Consider the following 18,552-nt stretch of genomic DNA (forward strand, 5'->3'; position numbering starts at 1 on the left):
GGGTTCGCGGGTACAGGTAGCTTAAGACTCGTTCTGACCCAGCCCTTGAGGTGATTTATGAATGATAGTCGAGTGAAGTCAGTGCTGTCGCTTCAGCAACTGGTGAAAATTTTGCAGATTAGCCGATCCACGGTATACGGTAGGCTTGATAAAAAATCTTGTCAGTATGACTCCACATTTCCAAGACCGATAAAGCTATATTCTTCCGTTACGAGTAACGGTCGTATTGGGTTTATAGAGGAGGAGGTGATGCACTGGGTGTTCCAGAAAGCGCAGCAGAGGGATGAAGCTGTATGAGTATTCAGGGTGCCCTTGGGGGTAATTATCCTAAGTTAGATTTTCCTTACTTGCAATCTCTAGAACTCTTAGAGTTTAGAGATCTAATAAGCGAACTGCATATATCAACTCAAGCTCCTGTTGGAATTGTAGCCGCGTCGCTCATTTCCGCGCTTTCAACAGTTTTTCAAGGGTTGGTGGATGTAAGAAAGCCACCAGGGCAGGTAAGTCCTGTTTCAATATTAACGCTGACTATTGCCAATGCAGGGGAGAGAAAAGGGACTGTGGAAAAACTTTGCTTTGAACCAGTTATAAAATTTCAGGAAAAACTGCGGAAAGAATATCGAGAAAAAATCTCTGACTGGGAAATCTCTCTCGAATTATGGAAACGAAAAATAAAAAAAGCCCAACAGAGTAATTTTAAATCAAAATTGAAAATGGAGGATGAATTCGATGAACAGATTGCACACTTAATGAGCGTGAAGCCTATCCAGCCCCGAGAGCCCCAGATAGTCTACAACGAGTCGACTCCTATTGCGCTATTTGAGGGAATGAGCAAAAAGACGGAAAATGCCGTACTTCTGTCTAGCGAAGGTAGCAGTATGTTGAATGGACGGGCATTTTCGGATATGACGAAATTCAACAGCGCATGGGATGGTGATGAGATTCCTATAAACAGGATCAGGGGGAGCTTTATTTGGAAAGGAAGGTTATCCGTCGCAATCCAAGTCCAACCAGGACCTTTTATTCGGTTTCTTGAAAAGCGGGGCGTTGAAGCGAGAGACTCGGGTCTGCTAGCTCGATTTCTGGTGTCATATCCGAGAACTACCCAAGGATCGCGTTTTACCACAAATACTGGTTCATTAGGGGATAACTATCAACGGTATCTGTTAGCTATGGCATCGCACTTGGAGTTAGTTAAAGAAAAAGCTGAAGTTTTTAGCGGGCGTGACATAATTGGGTTCGATGCCAAAGCTGTTGAGCTGTGGAATCAGACCTTCAATAACGTTGAGTCTTTAATGCAGGTTGGGGGGTTATTATACGAATCTAAGGATATCGCTAATAGATTGATGGATAATACCAGTAGGTTGGCCGCACTATTCCACTGCTACAGCAGCGGCATTGACGGAAGCATTTCGGTAGAGGTGTTGCGCGATGCAATTAGTGTTGTTAATTGGTATTTGGCCGAAACTATGGATATATTACATCAGCCATCGCAGCAGCAGATTGATGCAGTTGCGTTAGATGGCAAGCTGAATGAGTATCGTCACGCTAATCACCGTTATGTTCGTAAATCAGTTGTAATGCGAGTGGCTCCAGGGGCTGAACTGAGGCGGAAAGACAGATTCAATCGAGCATTGGACGCGCTCATTGACGACAATCGAATTAGAGTTGTTCCTTATCTAGACCATCTGGTGATAGACCTAATTCCATGGTATCCCGATGATCAGGCTGCTTTGAACAATGTAATACTACAATTTAGAAATAGAAATAATTAGTAGAAAATCACTGCTTTAGTGTTTTTCCCGGATTGACAATATTTCTCAACTTTTCATTTGAATTGATCATTTCTGAAAGCTGGTCATAGCATTTCATGGCGCTAGATGAAAGATTTAAACTTTTACTTATTTTACGAGATACGACTACCTCAGCAATCATTGAGGCTGCTTGTGCTTCGCTCGACCATCCGGCAGGAGGTGATTCTTCTTCTAAAAGGCTTGCGATGGCTTCAATTCGTGCTGTGTATTTATCCGATTTGGTTTTGCCTCCTTTGCTGGCGCGAGAAAGCTTAACCGTTGTCATAGGGCCTGAAGTAGAATACTCCATCCCCTCAACTAAGCCAGCGTGATACCAGAAATGTTGCAGTGCCTGGTGGGCTTTGTCAGAATCGAGTTCATTAAAATATATGGCATACGAAAGATGCCATATACCCCTTAGGATTTCGTCCCTAATTGCATTTTGCTTGGTGTTTTTTTTGGGTGTCTCAGCTTTGAGGTATCCTAATTCGTTGAGGAGTTGATCGATTTCAGGTAGCTCTGCCGGGTTGGTTTCGATAAATTTTTCCAATTGTTTTATCGCGGAATCTTTCAACTGGACATGAACTAGGGTACCAAGTTGTTCTATAGCAACCAGTAAAGACCAAGTGACCGATTTTGAGGCGCGATATTTGATGTATAATTCCAGATGAGTCAGGTCTTCATCGCCGGAATAAAATTCTCTTCCTTGTTTGTCTTTCATACGGAAACTCCTTGGTTGTGCGCACCTTGTCAAGGTTAGGGTATGATTTTCGCCCCGTATGTGCAAGCAGTATGCATTCCAGCACGCCGCTAGCGTCAAAGTTTTAATCGCTGCATGCCTGGAAGTCGTTATAGCGCAAAGTACTTTGCAGGGTTCTAGAACCGTGATTATGAAGGCGTTAACTACTGTTGGCGCCTGCTGCTGCGTGGGTTTCAGTAGTTTATAAATATGGATCTTTTCATATACCGTCTTAATGCCGCCTAGATTTATTTGTTGAGGTGTAAAAGTTTAGTGTGTGGGGCGTGGATGTGTTCAATTCTTTTTCATGTATTCCGGGGTATTGTTTATGTCTACTGTCAATGTTAGCTGCGTGCGTCCTGATCCGCTCGCATCTTCAATTAAAGTGCTAAGTGATGCTGCATTATTGTTCGTGAAGCAAAGCATGCCTGAGGTAAAACCTGGAGTAGTGGAGCTCGATGAGGAATATGATGCGAGAAGCTGGTTGGCTTTTAGGTTGTTGCCTTTGTTGCAAGATCTAGTTGCGACCAAGCATCAGTTGTATTCAGTCGGCCATGCTAAAAATGGTGAAGCTAGAATCACCTTTCATTCGTTGGGGCGTAGGTTTATTAACTGCATCAAAAGAGATATTCGAATCTCATTTGAGATGTTTCCAAGTGCTCAATTCAATCCTTACTTTGAAGTATTCTACAACGCGGTATTAAAGCATCACTTGGTGCCATCGGAAACTTCGTTCTCTGGAACCAAAGGGGAACACGTGAATGAAGTAGTCCATAGGTTGAATGCCTGCATCTCTGAATTTCGTGCTGAGGTCAGTACCGTAGAGTTTCGAAGTAGGCTTAAAGCTTTTAGGAGGCCCATTAAAAGGCAATACGATACGCTCATGAGGTACACGGCTGAGCTCTTTGCAAGACATTCGAGAATGTTGATCTTGAGGGTTGATTTATCCTACTTACAAAAATACCGATTGGCCAAACATATCACTGGCACAGATGCGTGTAGACATCGAGATATGCTACTGAAAGATCTGCAAAATGGCGCATTTGGGCCAATGCTAGGTTACGCATGCAAGCTAGAGTTGGGGCGATACAAAGGCTATCACATTCATGGCTTGTTCTTCTTTGATAGCTCAGCAATGTGTAAGGATGTAATTTTGGGGAAGCGTATTGGCCAGCATTGGGATAAAGTTATTACTGGAGGGATGGGCAGTCATTATAATTGCAACGCGCGCAAGGAGCGCTATAAAAAATGCTTTCTGGGCTTGGCACATTGCACAGACCCAATAGCGCGAGAGGGCTTTGAACTATATGCAGCCTATGCGACAAAGCCTGATGAACTATTGCGGCTTGCGTTACCAGGTATACAGGCGTTCATCAGAGGTCGGCTGGCTCCTCGGAAGGAAGGCCCGAGGAGGGGGAGGCCTCGGGCAGCCGAGAAGGGTAGGGATCAATGGTCTGAGTCACTTAGATAACTGCTGTCCAGGTAGCTAATAGGCTTCGTCGAACACGTTGGGCCGGGCCGGGTTTGGTAAGCAAATTCTCAGTACTGGCAGCTCGACCGGTAAGCTCGGGGCAAATAGCGCCAAGGTTGGTCCATTGAGATCAGATCTCTTTTGCTCCGGGAGCGACTGTCTGCGCTCTTCAGGGGAGGTCCTTTAGCGCAACGGGACATCGGTCGGTATCTGATGCAGCAGTACAACTGTCGGCGACCGCATCAGTTCAATGGCGGGTTCGCGCCTGCGGTCGCTGAGGAAAAACTTAATTCAGTGTCCGGAATCAGTTGACCACTACACTTTTGTCAGACGATCAATTCGAATGCTGTCCCTGCGTGCACCATTTTTCCCATTCTCCAAGCTGCTCATTATTGATCGGGACATTCTCGCCGTTGGTAGAATGGAACTTGTCGATGTAGTCACTCACGCAGCTATCAAGCTGCGTGCTGTCCGACGGTCCAGCGGCGGAGGCAGTATAGAACACGTTATCTCTGTACTGCCCAACCTTCATCACTTCGCCATTTTTAGACCATTCCTTGCTAGGGCCGTCCGGAGAGCCATCTCTGAAAGTAGTTTCCTCGATCAATTGTCCGGTGTCAGCATCCCATGCCCTCACAACCCCGTTGACACGACCGGCCTGATACGGCACCTCACCGGTTTTTCTACCATTAGGCCCCCAGCTTTCTGCAACTCCGACATAGAACCCTTTTTCTGCTTTGGCTTGGTACGTGAGCTGACCGGTCTTATCGTCCCATCGCTGGTCAAGCCCATCGATTACGCCAGCGCGAAGCTGGATCTGCTGAATAAGCGTTCCGGTATTCGGGCTGTAGATTTGGACGTCTCCATTAGTTCGGTCTTGTTTGAAGGACGCTTTGCTCAGGACGTTGTTGTGCTTTCCCCACGTAGTGAAGTCGCCGTCCATCGCGCCTTGCTTGTAGTGGGCTTGGTAGCGAAGGGTAGTTGTGCCTGGCTCGTAGCAACTCACTTCGCCGTCCAAGTGGCCCTCACTTGTCCGGCCATTACAGATCAACTTCAAGAAACGCAGAGATTCGTCAGGGCGCTTCATGCGATCCAGTGTTGCGGCCAATCCCGCTAGGATCCCGGTTAGGTCACCAGTCTGTCTGATCAGTGTGTGCGGAAAATTCGTCAGGCTTCCCGTAAAAGGCTCATTGCCACCCTTCTGGTACACCTTGCCGTTCGATAACTCCGCATTGCGAAAATCTAGGGTTGCGTCACCGCAGCCTGAGAGAATAAGAGCAGCAACTGCCGCGAGTGAGATTCTGCTGTACGCCATGAAAAACCGTCCTAATACGTCACCAATCAACCTTTAGGGTTGAGTCTCAACGTTAGAGGTCCTTCATGTCAATGAGTGGCTCCTCAACCATTCAGGTTGACTAAAGGGAGCATGCCTAGTGGCTGTAGATGATCACCGAGACCTTGCCGAGTCGATTGGTAGAGCGATCGCCAACCAACGTACTCAGACGGGTTTGACACAGGATGAGGTAGCGGAGAAGCTGGGGATTGGCAGCGAAGCAGTGTCCCGGATCGAGCGGGGGCTGGTCGTCCCCAACGTCGCACGTCTTTTCGATTTCGCTGATGTATTCGGTTGCGAGGCTGCGGAGCTGTTGATGAAAACAAGTTCGCGAAGCAGTGACCAGACCCGATACATTAGCCAAATGCTTCAAGAGCTAGCTCCGTCGGATAGGCAGTTGATCCTAGCATTAGTTGAGTCGTTGGCAGAACGGCTCAAGCGGCCGGGTTGAATATGGGCCATAGCTGCGTATAGACATCGAGGCTTGCATCGCGCGCCAGTCCTAGATTAATTGTCGTAGCTGACCGTGCGAGGGCTGTGTGGCCGATCTCAGGCCTCGAAGTCGGCAATTGCCCTCATGAATTCCTTGGCGCACGGCCAACCTCCGTTTTCCAGTCTTTGAGAATGCGCACCAGCTCTTGCCAGGGAAACTGCGGGAGATCGCTGCTTCGGGCGCAGCCCGGTGTGTGGTGAGGGTAGAAGGACAGGTAGGACTCATCGATCGGCTGCCTGCCGCTGCAGTAGCGGCAGTGAACATCCGGATCATAGATGTCCCACCACGCTTTCCAGTGCATCAGACGATTGTCGGCCGACGGTCGGTTTCTCATCCTAATCTCCGTATCGATAGCCGTGTTAATTCTCAACTCTGGGAATGACGGAAGCGTCTGTAGCAGGCGGTGAAAGACGCGTGCTCATCCTGGGGATTTCGCCAGCTTCTTCGCCCGCAGCCAAAAGGCATCGGCCTGTGGCTGAGCGAGCGAGCCCTCTTTGACAAACCGCCGAAGCCATACCTTCAGCTTCCCGGCCTGTGCTGGCTTCTTGGCTAAAGGTATACAGAGGGAGAACACCATGCCACGCGCCACGGCTCGATCGCGTATCACCATCTTTTTAAAGTCCAAGGCGACAAAAAGGTCCTCCGCAAACTGTCCGGCGATCACGCAGCTCGGCCAACCGTTGCTGTAAAACGCCGCCATGCTCATGTCACGATTCCTTATGGTTAATGCCGTTAACACTTGAACCAGACGGTAGCACGGCGGCGTTGCAGTGCCCGGGGCTCTGGCGTCCAGAAGGCGCCAAAACGCCCGCCAAGGCGGGCTTTTGATAGGGGGGGAGTTTGAAAAAAGCACCTGATATGGAAACCTTCGTAGCCAGCAAGCGTTGACTTGTTGAGGGCCTATTAAGGACCTAATCAGTCACTGAAATGGTCGCTATAGAAGGTCAGTTCGGGATTATTAGACAGACGTGTCTATGCGTCTTGAATACGTCTATTTCCAAGCGCTGGTAAGAGCCCAACTTGATCTGGATACCAACCCGGCATTCGAGGAAAACGAGGAAATACCCATGATCCTTCGTGGAGAGACTCGCACGGAATACCTCACACTGAAGGAAATTGCGCTACTAGGGCAGATGTCTGAGGGTGCGGTGCGGAATGCGGCCCAGCCTACGGCGACGGATCGTCTTCAGACTCGCATGGAACAGAGCCAGACGATGGTCGACGCCCGGGAGGCGTTGCGCTGGTTGAAAGGGCGCCGGGGGATTTGTTGCCACCCGCGCAGATTGGTACCGAAACTCAAACCTATCGCCATCGCAAAAAGGACATCGTCATAAGCCTAGAACGCTTCAGCCGCATGATTTCTGCCTCGACCCACAATTTCGCTCATCCCCTGCCAGCGGAACTCCTGCTGGCATCAGAAGGCGATCTGCAGACCTTCTATGCGCCCTTCGACCACGTCAATTCGGCGGCTCGAATCGTGCTGTGCGGCATCACGCCGGGGTTGCAGCAGGCCATGCTTGGCCATATCCGGAGAAGTTGATAGTAACCGAGTAATTACGCTACACATGGTAGCAGCGTAGACGGAAGGGCGGCTTCTGGCCGAGAGCAGCCGGTTGCGAGTACACCAGGGCGCGGCATGTCACCAGTCATCCGCACTCCCCTGTGAGGCTTCCGGGTATCGGCCCGCACTGTGCAAAGTGAGGCGTTATGATCAAGAGCAGCTTTTGACTTCGTCCAAGGTCAAGACGTGTTCAGCCTCTTGTCTCCAGCGACGCACGACACCCAAATCTATATCGAACATATCCAAGACTCGTCCGACACTGTGGTCAATCATTTCTTCCAGGTTCTGCGGGCGGGCATAGAACGCTGGCAATGGCGGCGCGATGATGGCACCCAGTTCGGCCAGTTCGGTCATGCTGCGAAGGTGATTGCGGTGCAGCGGTGTTTCACGAACCATCAGTACCAGACGCCTGCGTTCCTTGAGCACCACATCGGCGGCGCGGGTCAGGAGGGTGGAGGTGACGCCGCTGGCGATCTCGGACAGGCTGCGGATGGAGCAGGGCGCGACAATCATGCCCATGGTCTTGAATGACCCGCTGGCGATGGCAGCACCAATGTCCTGGCTGGAGTGGGTAACATCGGCCATGTCCTTGAGTTGCGACCAACTGACATCGGTTTCGTGGGCCAGGGTGATCATCGCCGATTTGCTGACCACCAAGTGCGTTTCGATGGGCGTGTCGCAAAGCAGTTGCAGCAGGCGTACGCCATAGATGGCCCCCGATGCACCGGAAATACCGATGATCAGTCGCTGCGGGCGGTTATCGTTCATGTGTTTCTCCCGGGGCTGAACCCTCTTTGTAGTAAGGAATGGTGCTCAAGGTGGAGTTCAGGGTCTTGCCGATGACTTCGATGAATAGCAATGCCGCCGGGGTTAGCGGACGGCGTACGTCATGGACGCACATCATCCGCCGGGTTATTCCGGGAGCGGTCAGGGGGTAAGCGCGCAACGCACCTTGATGCAGACCACGTTGCAGCACCGTGGCAGGCAGAATGCTGACCCAGTCGCTACGGCGCAGAAACTCCTCGATGACCGCCAGGTCATCCACTTCCAGTCGTGGCGTCAGCTCAAGCCCTTCGGCGGCCATTCGTTGATCGATGACAATTCTCAGCCCGTGTCGCCTTGACGGCAGCACCAGCTTGAGATCCTGCAGCGCCGTCAACGGAATCGGCACCGGGCAATTCAGACGATGGGCCGCGCCACCCGCTACCAGCAGTTCTTCGTTGAGGATGTCGTGACAGTGCAGGTGATCCTGCTGAAAGCTTTGGTTGATGACAGCAAAATCCAGCGTCCCGGCCAATACCTTATCGATCAACTCCTGACTGTAATCTGAGGTGACGCACAGTTGCACATCAGGATGGTATTCAACAAAGTGCGCCAGGGTTGCCGCCAGGGCGTGATTGGTCGCTGAAGCAATCAACCCGGCATGCACCCGTCCGCCGATCTGCCCGCTACGGTCGATGAGGGATTGTCGCGCTTCAAGAAACTGTCCCAGGATCGGCATGAACAGGCGGTAAGCCTGATCACCGGCTTCGGTCGGGTGCATGCCTTTTGAGCTCCGTTCGAACAAGGTCTGGCCCAGTTCTTCTTCGAGCTTGGCAATCTGCATCGACAACGCGGGCTGGACGATATTCAGGCGTTGCGCCGCCCGAGTGACCGAACCCTCCTCGTAGAGGCAGGTAAAGTATTTCAGTTGGCGCAGCTCCATGGCTGTGTTTCCTCGGTATGGGGTTCAGCCCAGGGTGCCGACGCTCTGATAAATATGCTTGAGCTCGCTGAAGTCCAGCAGGGCATCGACGCCGTGCAGGCGGCCAAGGCCACTTTTGCGATAGCCGCCGGTTTCGGCTTCGGCAAACAGTTTGTTGTGGTCGTTGATCCAGACGGTGCCGTTGCGCAATGCCCGCGCCACCCGCCAGGCACGTGCGCCGTGCTCGGTCCAGACGCTGGCCGAAAGACCAAACTCGGTGTGATTGGCCCGCGCAACCGCTTCGGCCTCATCCTCGAAAGGCTCGATAACCAGCAGCGGGCCGAAGATTTCTTCCTGGCAGAAGAATGCACCGCTGTCGCGATGGGTGATCAGGGACGGCGCAAGGTAAGCCCCCTTGCTCGACACCCCTTGCGGGCGACCACCAGACAGCAGCACTTGATCACAGCTGTCCAGTGCCTGGGCGATACGCTGTTCGACCTTATCCCTGGAATGCCAGTCAATCAGCGGGCCCATTTGTGTGGCAGGGTCGGTTCCAGGGCCAATCCTGATCTCTGCCAGCGCGGCCTTGAGGGCCTTTTGCATCTCGTCGAAACGGCTCGCATGCACCAGAATTCGTCGCGCAGCGGTGCATTGCTGTCCGGAAATAATCGTCGCTGCAGCGGCAAGTTTCGGGGCGATGGCCGCGATATCGGCATCTTCGAACACCAGGCAGCAGGATTTTCCCCCCAGCTCCAGTGAGAGTTTTTTCATCGTCGCGGCAGCGTCCTGCATGATGCGCTGGCCGGTTGCCGTTGAGCCGGTGAAACTCAGCACGTCGACATCGGGCGAGGCGACCATGAAGCCAGCTCCTGCATGACCAGTCTCGGCGAACAGATTCACCGCACCGGCCGGCAACCCAGGCAGATTGAGCAGCGGTTCAAGAATCGCCGCATTGAATAGCGCGGTTTGCGGCGCAGGTTTGATCACCGAGGTGCAACCCGCAGCGATGGCTGGAGCCAGGGCTCTGATCAGCAGTACAGCCGGTGCATTCCAGGGAATAATCAGCCCGGCGACCCCCGCCGGTTCGCGCAACAGGCTGGAAAACTCCCCCGGCGCGACTTCCAGAACATGCCCAGGGTTATGGCGCGCCAGACCCGCGTAATAAATGATTTCCGAAATCGCCCCGGCGATCTCACCCCGGGATTGGGTCAGGGCTTTGCCGTTTTCGCGGCTCAGGAGTTGCGCCAGTGATTCGTGACGAGCCTTGAGTTCAACCGCCCAGTCCAGCAGCAATTGCTGGCGCAGGCGTGGATTCTGCGCCCACTGTGGCTTGGCAAATGCCGCTGTGGCGGCCGCAACCGCGGCTCGGGCCTGAGCCTCGCCGCCATCGGCAAAACGACCAATGGCCTCACCATTGGCGGGGTCGAGGCTATCAGCCCATTGACCATCAGACACCCAGTGACCGTCGATAAAATGTTGGCTTTGCATGAATACTCCTCGATTCGCGATCAATGGGTGACCGAGCCGCCGTCGACCACGATGGTCTGGCCGCTCATGAAGTCACTGTCGGCGCTGCTGAGGAACAGCAACGCGCCGATCAAATCCTCAGGTACCGCCTCACGCTTGATGCAACGGCTGGCGATGTTGGTTTTGACCATGACGTCAGCCCAGTCGGCGTTGGCCTGCACGTTGGCGCTCATGGTCAGTCCGGGAGCCAGGCAGTTGCAGCGGATGCCGGCATCGCCAACCTCCCGGGCGATGGAGCGGGTCATGGCAATGATCGCGCCCTTGGAGGCGACATAGGCCAGCATCATCGGCGCGCCCTTGAACGCGGTCGCCGAAGCAATGTTGACGATCTTGCCGTAGCCCTGCTGACGCATGACGGGCAATACCGCCTTGGCGCATTCGAAGGAGCCGCGCACGTTGACCGTCATGATCCGGTCCCATTCGGCGGACTCGGTCTGTTCGAAGGGTTTGAGTTGCAGGGTCGCGAAAAGGGCAGCGTTGTTGATCAGGATATGCACGCCGCCGAAGGCTTCGACTGCCGCGTAGACCATGGCCTGGACGGCATTTGCGTCTGTGACATCGCAAGCAACTGCCAGCGCCGTGCCGCCCTGAGCGTGTATTGCATTGGCGGTTTCTTGTGGCGCGTGAAGGTCGCATATCACGACGCTGGCACCCTCTGCGGCCAGCGCCAGGGCATAGGTGGCACCGATTCCCTGAGCTGCACCGGTGACGATAGCCACCTTGTCGTTGAGCCGATTCATGGCATGTCTCTCTTGTTTTTATTGGAATGAACTGCCGCACCGCTGGCTGCGGGTTGATCCACGGCAGAGGGTTGTCTGCGCCGAGTCTGGTAGATCATCACGCCCTGCGCCTTGCCCTGAGGGCTGGAATTTCGCGCCACAGTCGGTGAATTTGCCTTGCAGTCTGATTTGCGCTCGAACCGCGCAAACCCGCCGGATGGGTAAGCAATTACTGATGGCTCGAATCAACATTTGTTAATAGGCAGCGGCCGCAAATGCCTGTTTAGCTTGATCCCAATCGAAGCCGCCGACGCAGTGGCTTAGTCCGACACAACAACAAAAAATCGGAGAAATATCATGGGTTCCAGCTGGCTGGTGCTATCCATCACCGTTCTGTACATGTTCGCGCTTGCCCTGATCAGTTACGCGGTGCGCCGTCACTCGCGTAGCGCCGCCAACTACACCACCGGTGGTAGTCACTTTCCGGCGATATTGATCGGCTTTCTGATGATGTCCGAGTTCATCGGCACCACGGCCAGCGTCGGTACCGCTCAGGCGGCTTATACATCAGGCATCTCCGCCGCCTGGAACCTGGCGTCGCTGGGGGTCGGGTTCGTGTTGTTCTCGCTGTTGCTGGCGCACAAGTATCGCAACCTGGGGGAGAACACGATTTCCGGGGCATTGGCTCTCACTTATGGTGAGCCTGTGCGCTTCGCGACTTCGGTGATCATGATCTTCGCCCTCATGATTGTTGCCGTGTCGGTCTATGCCAGCGGCGGCGCGGTATTGGCCGGGTTGCTGGGCATTGGGAAGGCGCCGGCAATTGTCATCACCGGTGTCGTAGCGGTGATTTTCGTCAGCGTTGGCGGCATGCGCTCGGTGGTGTACACCAACTTTCTCCACGCACTGATCAAATACCTGGGGATCATTCTGACCCTGGGTTTCGCCCTCAGCCGCGTCGGCGGTATGGAGGCGCTGCTGGAAAAACTGCCCGCGCCGATGCTCACGGTCGACAACGTCGGCTGGAGCCAGATCATGGCGTGGATGGTGGCCGGTATTGGTGCGACCTTCGCCACGCAGTACGTGATTCAGGCGGTCAACACCGTGAGCAGTGGCGACAAGGCCCGGCATGCGGCTTTCTACTGCGCGGTGATGCTGGTGCCCTTTGGCATCTGTGCAGCACTGATCGGCATGTGCAGTCGCGTGTTGTTTCCGGCCATCGCGCCGTTGCTGGCGTTCCCGGCATTGATCGGCGAGATGGACAGCATCATGGCCGGCGTGGTGGTGGCGGGGCTGGCCGGGTCGCTGTTTGGCACTATCTCGGCGCTGACCATGGGCATCGCCACCCTGGCGCTCAAAGACTTTTATCAGCCGTTCTTCAACAAGACCAAGCAGGTGAAACGTGACTTGGTGTTCGTCAAAGCCGCCACGGTGGTGGCGGGTCTGCTGCCCATCAGCCTGGCGATTTTTGCCTCTGGAGTACTGGAAGTGACGTTCCTCGCCAAAGCCTTGCGCGCCTCCCTCGCGGTGCTGGTGATCATGGTCTTCTACGCGCCGACCTTCGGCACCCGGCGGGGTGCGTTCCTGAGCATCATCGCCTCGCTGATCGTGACCGTCAGCTGGTTTCTGATGGGCAACCCTTATGGCATCGACAATGCCTATGTGGCGCTGGCGACGCCTCTGGTGATCATGACCTTGAGCCACATCATGCGCCGCGGTGAAGACGTGCCCCTGCAAACCGAGCCGTCGCTGAAAACCGAAGGAGTACATCCATGAAGATGTCTGGAGCTCAGGCCATTCTTGAAGTGCTCAAGCGCGAAGGGGTGCGGCATTTGTTTGGCGTGCCAGGTGAAAACTTCACACCGCTGATGGACGCTTTATACGACGAGCCTTCCATCGAATTCATCGTCGGTCGTCAGGAAGGTGGTGCGGCCTTCATGGCTGAAGCCTATGCAGGGTCCGGTGGCGGGGTGGGTGTGGTGCTGGGCGCCCGGGCGGTGGGTGCGACCAACCTGAGTATTGGCGTGCATACGGCGATGGAAAACTCTACGCCCATGGTGGTGTTGCTCGGCCAGCTGGATTCGAAATTTCGTGGTCGGGAAGGTTTCCAGGAAATCGATCTGGACCGCATGTTCGCGCCGCTGTGCAAATGGGCGATGGAACTCAGCGATGCCCGGCGGCTGCCAGAAATCCTGCAACGGGCGTTTCGTCTGGCGCGCAGTGGCAGGCCGGGGCCGGTGGTGGTGTCGTTGACCGAAGATGCGTTGCACGACGAACTGGAGGCGAACTTCAGTACGCCGCTGGCCGTCAGCCGCCCGCGCCCGTCACCGGACGAAGTCAGCGCTTTGGTGCGGTTACTGGCCCAGGCCCGGCGGCCGGTGATTGTCGCCGGCGCAGGGGTCAAACGTGCCGGCGCAGAGTCACTGCTTGTGCAGTTCGCCGAACGCTGCGCCATTCCGGTCATGGCTGCATGGCGGCGCCACGATGTGTTTCCCAACGGCCATCCGCTGTATTGCGGGCATTTGCAGATGGGGACTCATCCGGCCTTGGTCGATACCCTGCGCCAGGCTGACATGCTGATTGTCATCGGCGCGCGGCTCAATGAGATCACCACCCAGAACTACACGGCAGTCAATGCCGGGCAGCGCATCCTGCAAATCGACATTGACGACCGAATATTGGGCAAGGCGTATCCCATCGAACACGGCGTAGTCGCCGATGCACGCCAAGCCCTTGAAGCGCTGCTGGAGCAAAGATTCGCCGCGCCCTCGCCAGACTGGGCGAAATCCCGGCGGGCAATTTATGAAGACGTCACCGGCCTGATCGTCGAACCCCATGACGACTACGTAGACAATCGGCAGATCATTCGCGAGTTGCGCGCCCAACTGCCAGACGATGCGATCCTCACCAATGACGCGGGTAACTTCGCCGGCTGGATGCACACATTTTTCAGCTTCCGCCAGTCCAACACCTATGTCGGCGCCGCATCAGGCGCCATGGGCTACGGCATGCCGGCGGCCATCGGTGTGCAGCTCGCACAGCCCAGTAGAACCGTGGTGTCCCTGTCCGGTGACGGCGGGTTGATGATGACCATTCAGGAGCTGGAAACCGCAGTGCGCCTCAAACTGCCGGTCATTGCCCTGGTGTTCAACAACAACATGTACGGCTCGATCCGCATGCACCAGGAAAAGGCCCACCCCGGACGGGTCATCGGCTCGGATCTGGGTAATCCTGATTTTGTCCTACTGGCCCAAGCCTTCGGGGCACAGGGTTTACGGGTCAGCAACGATGCCGCTTTTGCCCAAGCCTTGCAAATCGCGCTCCAAAGCACTGGCCCGGTGCTGATCGAAATTGTCTGTGATCCGCAACGTATATCCGTGCGCCAGACCATCGAGCAGATCCGGCAGTCCGGCACTGGGCAATGAGCGAGGTGGTCGAGATGGAAGTCAAACTTGAACAACCAGTCGCGCCTGTACAGGCCTGGGGTGCGGGCAGCGGCACCGGCAGATCGGCGAAGCTCAAGCAACGCCTGCCCACCTTCAGTTATCTGGAGAAAGCAGCGCGGAGCCGGATTCCGGGTTTTGCATTTGATTTCGTTGACGGCGGAACCGGCGAGCACCTGGCCGCCGAACGCAATCGCAGAGCGTTGGACGCCGTGCAGATCATCCCGCGCTATGGTGCCAGTGCCGTGTTGAACACCGAAGTGCAGCTGTTCGGGCGCCGCTACGCCAGCCCCATCGGTATAGCGCCGGTCGGGGTGGACGGCCTGGTCTGGCCGGGCGCGACCCAGTTGTTGGCCAAGGCGGCCCATCGGGCGCGGATCCCTTACATCACCGGCACCTTGGCCAGTGGCTCGCTGGAGGAGGTGGCGGAGCTCTGTCCTGACAGTGTCTGGCTCCAACTGTACGGCCTGCCGAGGGATCGGCACCGCGTAACCCTCGACCTGATCCAGCGAGCCGAGGCGTGTGGGGTGCATGCCTTGGTTGCCACCCTGGACGCGCCGGTTCGTGCCAAGCGGCCAAAGGATTTGCACAACGGTCTGATTGTCCCGTTCCGCATGACCCCGCGCACGGTCTGGCAAGTCGCCACTTCCTTGCCCTGGGCTCAAGCCTTGCTCAAGAACGGAGCACCTGGCTTCGCCAATATCGAACGCTATGTCAGCGGCGGTAGCAGCATGGCCGCCACCGCGGGTTTCGTGCAGAGCGAGATCAAAGGCACGTTCGACTGGGAGACCCTGGCCCGCATGCGCGACGCCTGGCCCAGAGCGCTGGTGGTCAAAGGGGTGTTGCATCCCGAAGATGCTGAGCGAGCCATCAGCCTGGGTATCGACGGCATCCTGGTTTCCAATCATGGCGGGCGACAGTCAGAGGCTGCGCCGCCTTCCATCGACATGTTGCCGAGCATTGTGCGGGTCGTAGGCGAGCGCGCCACCGTGCTGTTCGACAGCGGCATCCGTAGCGGCCTGGATGTGGCCCGCGCTATCGCGCTCGGTGCTCATGGCACCTTTTGCGGGCGAGCGTTCCTTTATGGTCTTGCCGCATTGGGCGCCGAGGGTCCCGACCACGTGGCGCAATTGCTCGACGATGAACTGCGTACTGCGCTGGCACAACACGGCGCCTACACCTGCGCGCAATTGCGCAACGCTGCGGTGCGCCATCCGGCGGCCTGGTAGGCTTGATCGCGGGTGATCAAGGCCAATCGATAACAATCCCAATAGCGAGATCAGCGATGTCAAACGACCACATTTCTGCCTACGATCAACCCCTGCCGCCTGGCGCTACTTTGCGTGGCTGGCTGGATCATTTGCAAAGCAGCCAGCGCCTGACGCTGGTCGAGCCCGGCACATCTTTACGCTTTGGTGTTGCTGCGGTCGCCAACCGTCTGGATGGCCAGAGCGCTTCGCTGTTTCTTGCCCCGGACCAGCACGAAATCCCGGTGATTTCCGGGTTGCTCTCGGATCGCCTGTGGATGGCCGAAGCGATGGGCGTCAAGCCTGCTGAAGTGCTCAACCGCTTTCAGGACGCGAGCCTCAACCCCATTGCCAGTCAGGAAGTGGCGGATGCACCGTGCCAGACGGTGGTGCACCATCAGGTGGATCTGTTGAAGCAGCTGCCGATTCCGACTCATAACGAACATGACAGCGGCGCGTACATCACTGCCGGTTTACTGATTACCCGCAACCCGCGCACCGGTATCCAGAACGTCTCCATCCACCGATTGCAGGTCAGCTCCGCCAATCGTCTGGGCGCATTGTTGTTGCCTCGCCATGCCTTGGCGTTCTTTCAGGAAGTTGAAGGCACGGGAGAAGATCTGGAAGTCGCGGTGGTGATTGGTGCTGACCCGCTGACCCTTCTGGCGTCGCAGGCAATCGTGCCCATTGATCACGATGAGCTGGAAATTGCCGGGGCTCTGCATGGCCGTCCGCTGCCCGTGGTGCGGTGCGTGACTAACCGGATTCGGGTCCCGGCCGAGGCGGAGATCGTTCTGGAAGGACGTCTGTTGGCTAACGTTCGTGAGCTGGAAGGGCCTTTCGGCGAGTTTCCGCAGTACTACGGCGAGCGTGCCGAGCGCCATGTGATTGAGGTCGATGCCATCACTCACAGGCTCGCGCCGCTCTTCCACACCATCGTTGGCGGCGGGTTGGAGCATCTGCTGCTGGGCGGCATTCCTCGGGAAGCGACGCTACTGGCCCATCTGCGCCGCAGCTTTCCGGGCGTCCGCGATGTGCACCTGGCCAAGGGCGGGGTCTGCCGTTATCACCTGTACGTGCAGCTGGACAAGCGCTCCGAAGGTGAAGCGAAAAACGTCATCCTCGGCGCATTTGGCGGCCACTACGATCTCAAACATGTGGTGGTGGTAGACCTCGACGTGGACATTCATAACCCCACCGAAGTGGAGTGGGCAATTGCCACACGCTTCCAGGCCGACCGCGATCTGGTGCTGGTGCATGAGGCCCAGGGTTCGAAGCTCGATCCCTCAACCCGGGATGGCGTCGGCTCGAAAATGGGCTACGACGCCACGGTGCCGTTGTCCGCGCCGCCGATGCGCTTTACCCGCATCCGCGTGCCCGGCGAGGCAGAGGTGGATCTGGACGCCGCGACGCGCCCGGCACCTGCAGACTGGCAACGTCTGTTCTGATTCAGGACGCTTGATGCAACGATGCCGAATCTCCTCGCGGGGATTCGGCATCGTTGTTTGTGCGGTAAACAAAAGCTTCTGCTGCCAGTGGTCTATGTAACGGTGTAGCTGTCCACCACACGACGATACTGGCTTGGAGACGCCCCGATGTGCTGGCGGAAAAATCTCGTGAAGTGGCCTTGTTCAGAGAACCCGAGGCTCTCCGAGAGCAGCCCCAGGGTACCGCTGCGTTCATGTTCGAGCCAGGTGAAGGCGCGGCGCATCCGCGCATCGTTGACCATCAAGGTCGGCGTCATGCCGGTGTCTTTCTTGAACAGGGCGAAAAAGTGCGCACGGGACAAGCCGCTGGCGCGAGCGGCATTTTCGATCAGGTCAGGATCTTCAAGGTGTTCGAGCATATACGCTGTGCCACGGCGGATGCGCGCGTCGCGGAACTCGCCATGGGTCGGTGCACCCTGGCGCCAGAGCTGTCGCCACTGGGAGAAGTCTTCGATCAGTTGAATCAGAAAGTCGAACAGCAGGAATTCGATCCGCTCTTTGGGGACCAGGCCATAACCGTGCATTTCAGCGATCAGGATGTCGGCCAGGGTACGGTTCTGCATCGATAGGTCAATGCAGGGGTGGGCGAAAAAATCCGGCCGGGCGCTGAGCGCCAGGGACTGCTGCGCGGTGGCCAGCCAGGCCGGCTCGATGTAGAGCGCCAGGATCAGCGTGTTGCCTGCCTCGGGTTGCGGCGCGTAGAAGTGCGGTTCCCAGGCATTGACCAGCACCGCAGTGCGATCCGCCAGCGGCACCACACGACCATTGACGTTGAAATAGGTGTCCTGGCCAGACACCTTGACCAACACATGGCATTCGGAGTGGGTGTGAGTCACTAGCGGCCAATCCATGTTCAGCAGCGCGACACGGCCGAATTTACCGTGAAACACCCGTTGGGCAATCGACATTGTGTAGCTCCCTCGCTCGCTTCTAGCGGCTATTGTTGTTCGACTGCACCGAAGGAGCAGGGCAGTCGTTTGTCGTTTGCGCTCCTGTCTGAACGGTGCAGGATATGCAGCGGCGCAGCACGGCGAGACATCTGGTTCGTGAAGGCT

The 18,552-nt window shown here is 56.0% G+C and carries 17 protein-coding genes and 1 pseudogene; 10 read left to right on the forward strand and 8 right to left on the reverse strand.

Annotation, left to right across the window (positions count from 1 at the left end; all coding sequences use genetic code 11):
* Positions 1 to 57: 57 nt before the first annotated feature.
* Together QCL65_RS08060 and QCL65_RS08065 are read left to right on the forward strand one after the other, a co-directional pair.
* Entirely contained in the window at positions 58 to 297 is a 240-nt protein-coding gene (locus QCL65_RS08060) for an AlpA family transcriptional regulator (RefSeq protein WP_122743645.1), read from the forward strand.
* The gene (locus tag QCL65_RS08065) at positions 294 to 1,775 is read left to right on the forward strand and encodes a YfjI family protein (RefSeq protein WP_122743644.1); all 1,482 of its coding nucleotides are present in this window, start codon (positions 294 to 296) and stop codon (positions 1,773 to 1,775) included. The genes QCL65_RS08060 and QCL65_RS08065 overlap by 4 nt, the downstream gene beginning before the upstream one ends.
* Positions 1,776 to 1,782: 7 nt before the next feature.
* Here QCL65_RS08065 and QCL65_RS08070 read toward each other — a convergent pair whose 3' ends face one another.
* Positions 1,783 to 2,514: a hypothetical protein gene (locus tag QCL65_RS08070; protein WP_122743643.1), complete on the reverse strand. Its 732-nt coding sequence runs from the start codon at positions 2,512 to 2,514 to the stop codon at positions 1,783 to 1,785.
* A 346-nt stretch (positions 2,515 to 2,860) separates the two neighbouring features.
* On the opposite strand from QCL65_RS08070, the gene QCL65_RS08075 reads away from it, so the two are divergent.
* Both QCL65_RS08075 and QCL65_RS08080 read left to right on the forward strand, forming a co-directional pair.
* Entirely contained in the window at positions 2,861 to 4,003 is a 1,143-nt protein-coding gene (locus QCL65_RS08075; protein WP_407315737.1) for a hypothetical protein, read from the forward strand.
* A 186-nt stretch (positions 4,004 to 4,189) separates the two neighbouring features.
* Positions 4,190 to 4,315, forward strand: a pseudogene (locus QCL65_RS08080) (IS3 family transposase); the annotation flags it as partial.
* A 22-nt stretch (positions 4,316 to 4,337) separates the two neighbouring features.
* Here QCL65_RS08080 and QCL65_RS08085 read toward each other — a convergent pair.
* Positions 4,338 to 5,318, reverse strand: a complete 981-nt coding sequence (locus QCL65_RS08085; protein ID WP_407315738.1) for a toxin-antitoxin system YwqK family antitoxin — start codon at positions 5,316 to 5,318, stop codon at positions 4,338 to 4,340.
* A gap of 118 nt (positions 5,319 to 5,436) precedes the next feature.
* Here QCL65_RS08085 and QCL65_RS08090 point away from each other — a divergent pair, with 118 nt between their 5' ends.
* Positions 5,437 to 5,787, forward strand: coding sequence for a helix-turn-helix domain-containing protein (locus QCL65_RS08090; RefSeq protein ID WP_407315739.1), 351 nt, complete (start codon positions 5,437 to 5,439; stop codon positions 5,785 to 5,787).
* Between the two features lie 460 nt (positions 5,788 to 6,247).
* Here QCL65_RS08090 and QCL65_RS08095 read toward each other — a convergent pair whose 3' ends face one another.
* Positions 6,248 to 6,535 carry a hypothetical protein gene (locus tag QCL65_RS08095; protein WP_310792667.1) on the reverse strand — a complete coding sequence of 96 codons (288 nt, stop codon included), beginning with the start codon at positions 6,533 to 6,535 and terminating at the stop codon, positions 6,248 to 6,250.
* Between the two features lie 558 nt (positions 6,536 to 7,093).
* Here QCL65_RS08095 and QCL65_RS08100 point away from each other — a divergent pair.
* Positions 7,094 to 7,369: a hypothetical protein gene (locus tag QCL65_RS08100; protein ID WP_407315740.1), complete on the forward strand. Its 276-nt coding sequence runs from the start codon at positions 7,094 to 7,096 to the stop codon at positions 7,367 to 7,369.
* Positions 7,370 to 7,540: 171 nt separating this feature from the next.
* On the opposite strand, the gene QCL65_RS08105 is transcribed toward QCL65_RS08100, so the two are convergent.
* Genes QCL65_RS08105 through QCL65_RS08120 form a run of 4 tightly spaced genes read right to left on the reverse strand, consistent with a single transcriptional unit; the run spans position 7,541 to position 11,341 of the window.
* Positions 7,541 to 8,158 (reverse strand): UbiX family flavin prenyltransferase, encoded by a 618-nt coding sequence (locus QCL65_RS08105; protein WP_134723329.1) that lies wholly within the window; start codon positions 8,156 to 8,158, stop codon positions 7,541 to 7,543.
* The gene (locus tag QCL65_RS08110) at positions 8,148 to 9,095 is read right to left on the reverse strand and encodes a LysR family transcriptional regulator (protein WP_134723328.1); all 948 of its coding nucleotides are present in this window, start codon (positions 9,093 to 9,095) and stop codon (positions 8,148 to 8,150) included. The genes QCL65_RS08105 and QCL65_RS08110 overlap by 11 nt, the downstream gene beginning before the upstream one ends.
* 24 nt (positions 9,096 to 9,119) lie before the next feature.
* Positions 9,120 to 10,562, reverse strand: coding sequence for an aldehyde dehydrogenase family protein (locus QCL65_RS08115; protein WP_134723327.1), 1,443 nt, complete (start codon positions 10,560 to 10,562; stop codon positions 9,120 to 9,122).
* 20 nt (positions 10,563 to 10,582) lie between these two features.
* Positions 10,583 to 11,341, reverse strand: coding sequence for an SDR family NAD(P)-dependent oxidoreductase (locus QCL65_RS08120; RefSeq protein ID WP_192102432.1), 759 nt, complete (start codon positions 11,339 to 11,341; stop codon positions 10,583 to 10,585).
* A 336-nt stretch (positions 11,342 to 11,677) separates the two neighbouring features.
* On the opposite strand from QCL65_RS08120, the gene QCL65_RS08125 reads away from it, so the two are divergent.
* Genes QCL65_RS08125 through QCL65_RS08140 form a run of 4 tightly spaced genes read left to right on the forward strand, consistent with a single transcriptional unit; the run spans position 11,678 to position 17,458 of the window.
* The gene (locus QCL65_RS08125; protein ID WP_134723325.1) at positions 11,678 to 13,096 is read left to right on the forward strand and encodes a sodium:solute symporter family protein; all 1,419 of its coding nucleotides are present in this window, start codon (positions 11,678 to 11,680) and stop codon (positions 13,094 to 13,096) included.
* Positions 13,093 to 14,745, forward strand: coding sequence for a thiamine pyrophosphate-dependent enzyme (locus QCL65_RS08130; RefSeq protein ID WP_407315741.1), 1,653 nt, complete (start codon positions 13,093 to 13,095; stop codon positions 14,743 to 14,745). The genes QCL65_RS08125 and QCL65_RS08130 overlap by 4 nt, the downstream gene beginning before the upstream one ends.
* 14 nt (positions 14,746 to 14,759) lie before the next feature.
* Entirely contained in the window at positions 14,760 to 15,992 is a 1,233-nt protein-coding gene (locus tag QCL65_RS08135; protein WP_407315742.1) for an alpha-hydroxy-acid oxidizing protein, read from the forward strand.
* Positions 15,993 to 16,048: 56 nt separating this feature from the next.
* Positions 16,049 to 17,458: a UbiD family decarboxylase gene (locus tag QCL65_RS08140; protein WP_134723322.1), complete on the forward strand. Its 1,410-nt coding sequence runs from the start codon at positions 16,049 to 16,051 to the stop codon at positions 17,456 to 17,458.
* A 92-nt stretch (positions 17,459 to 17,550) separates the two neighbouring features.
* Here QCL65_RS08140 and QCL65_RS08145 read toward each other — a convergent pair whose 3' ends face one another.
* Positions 17,551 to 18,405, reverse strand: coding sequence for an AraC family transcriptional regulator (locus tag QCL65_RS08145; RefSeq protein WP_134723321.1), 855 nt, complete (start codon positions 18,403 to 18,405; stop codon positions 17,551 to 17,553).
* Positions 18,406 to 18,552: the final 147 nt, after the last annotated feature.

It is taken from the genome of Pseudomonas sp. nanlin1 (assembly GCF_045571515.1).
In the GTDB taxonomy this organism is placed as follows: Bacteria; Pseudomonadota; Gammaproteobacteria; order Pseudomonadales; family Pseudomonadaceae; genus Aquipseudomonas.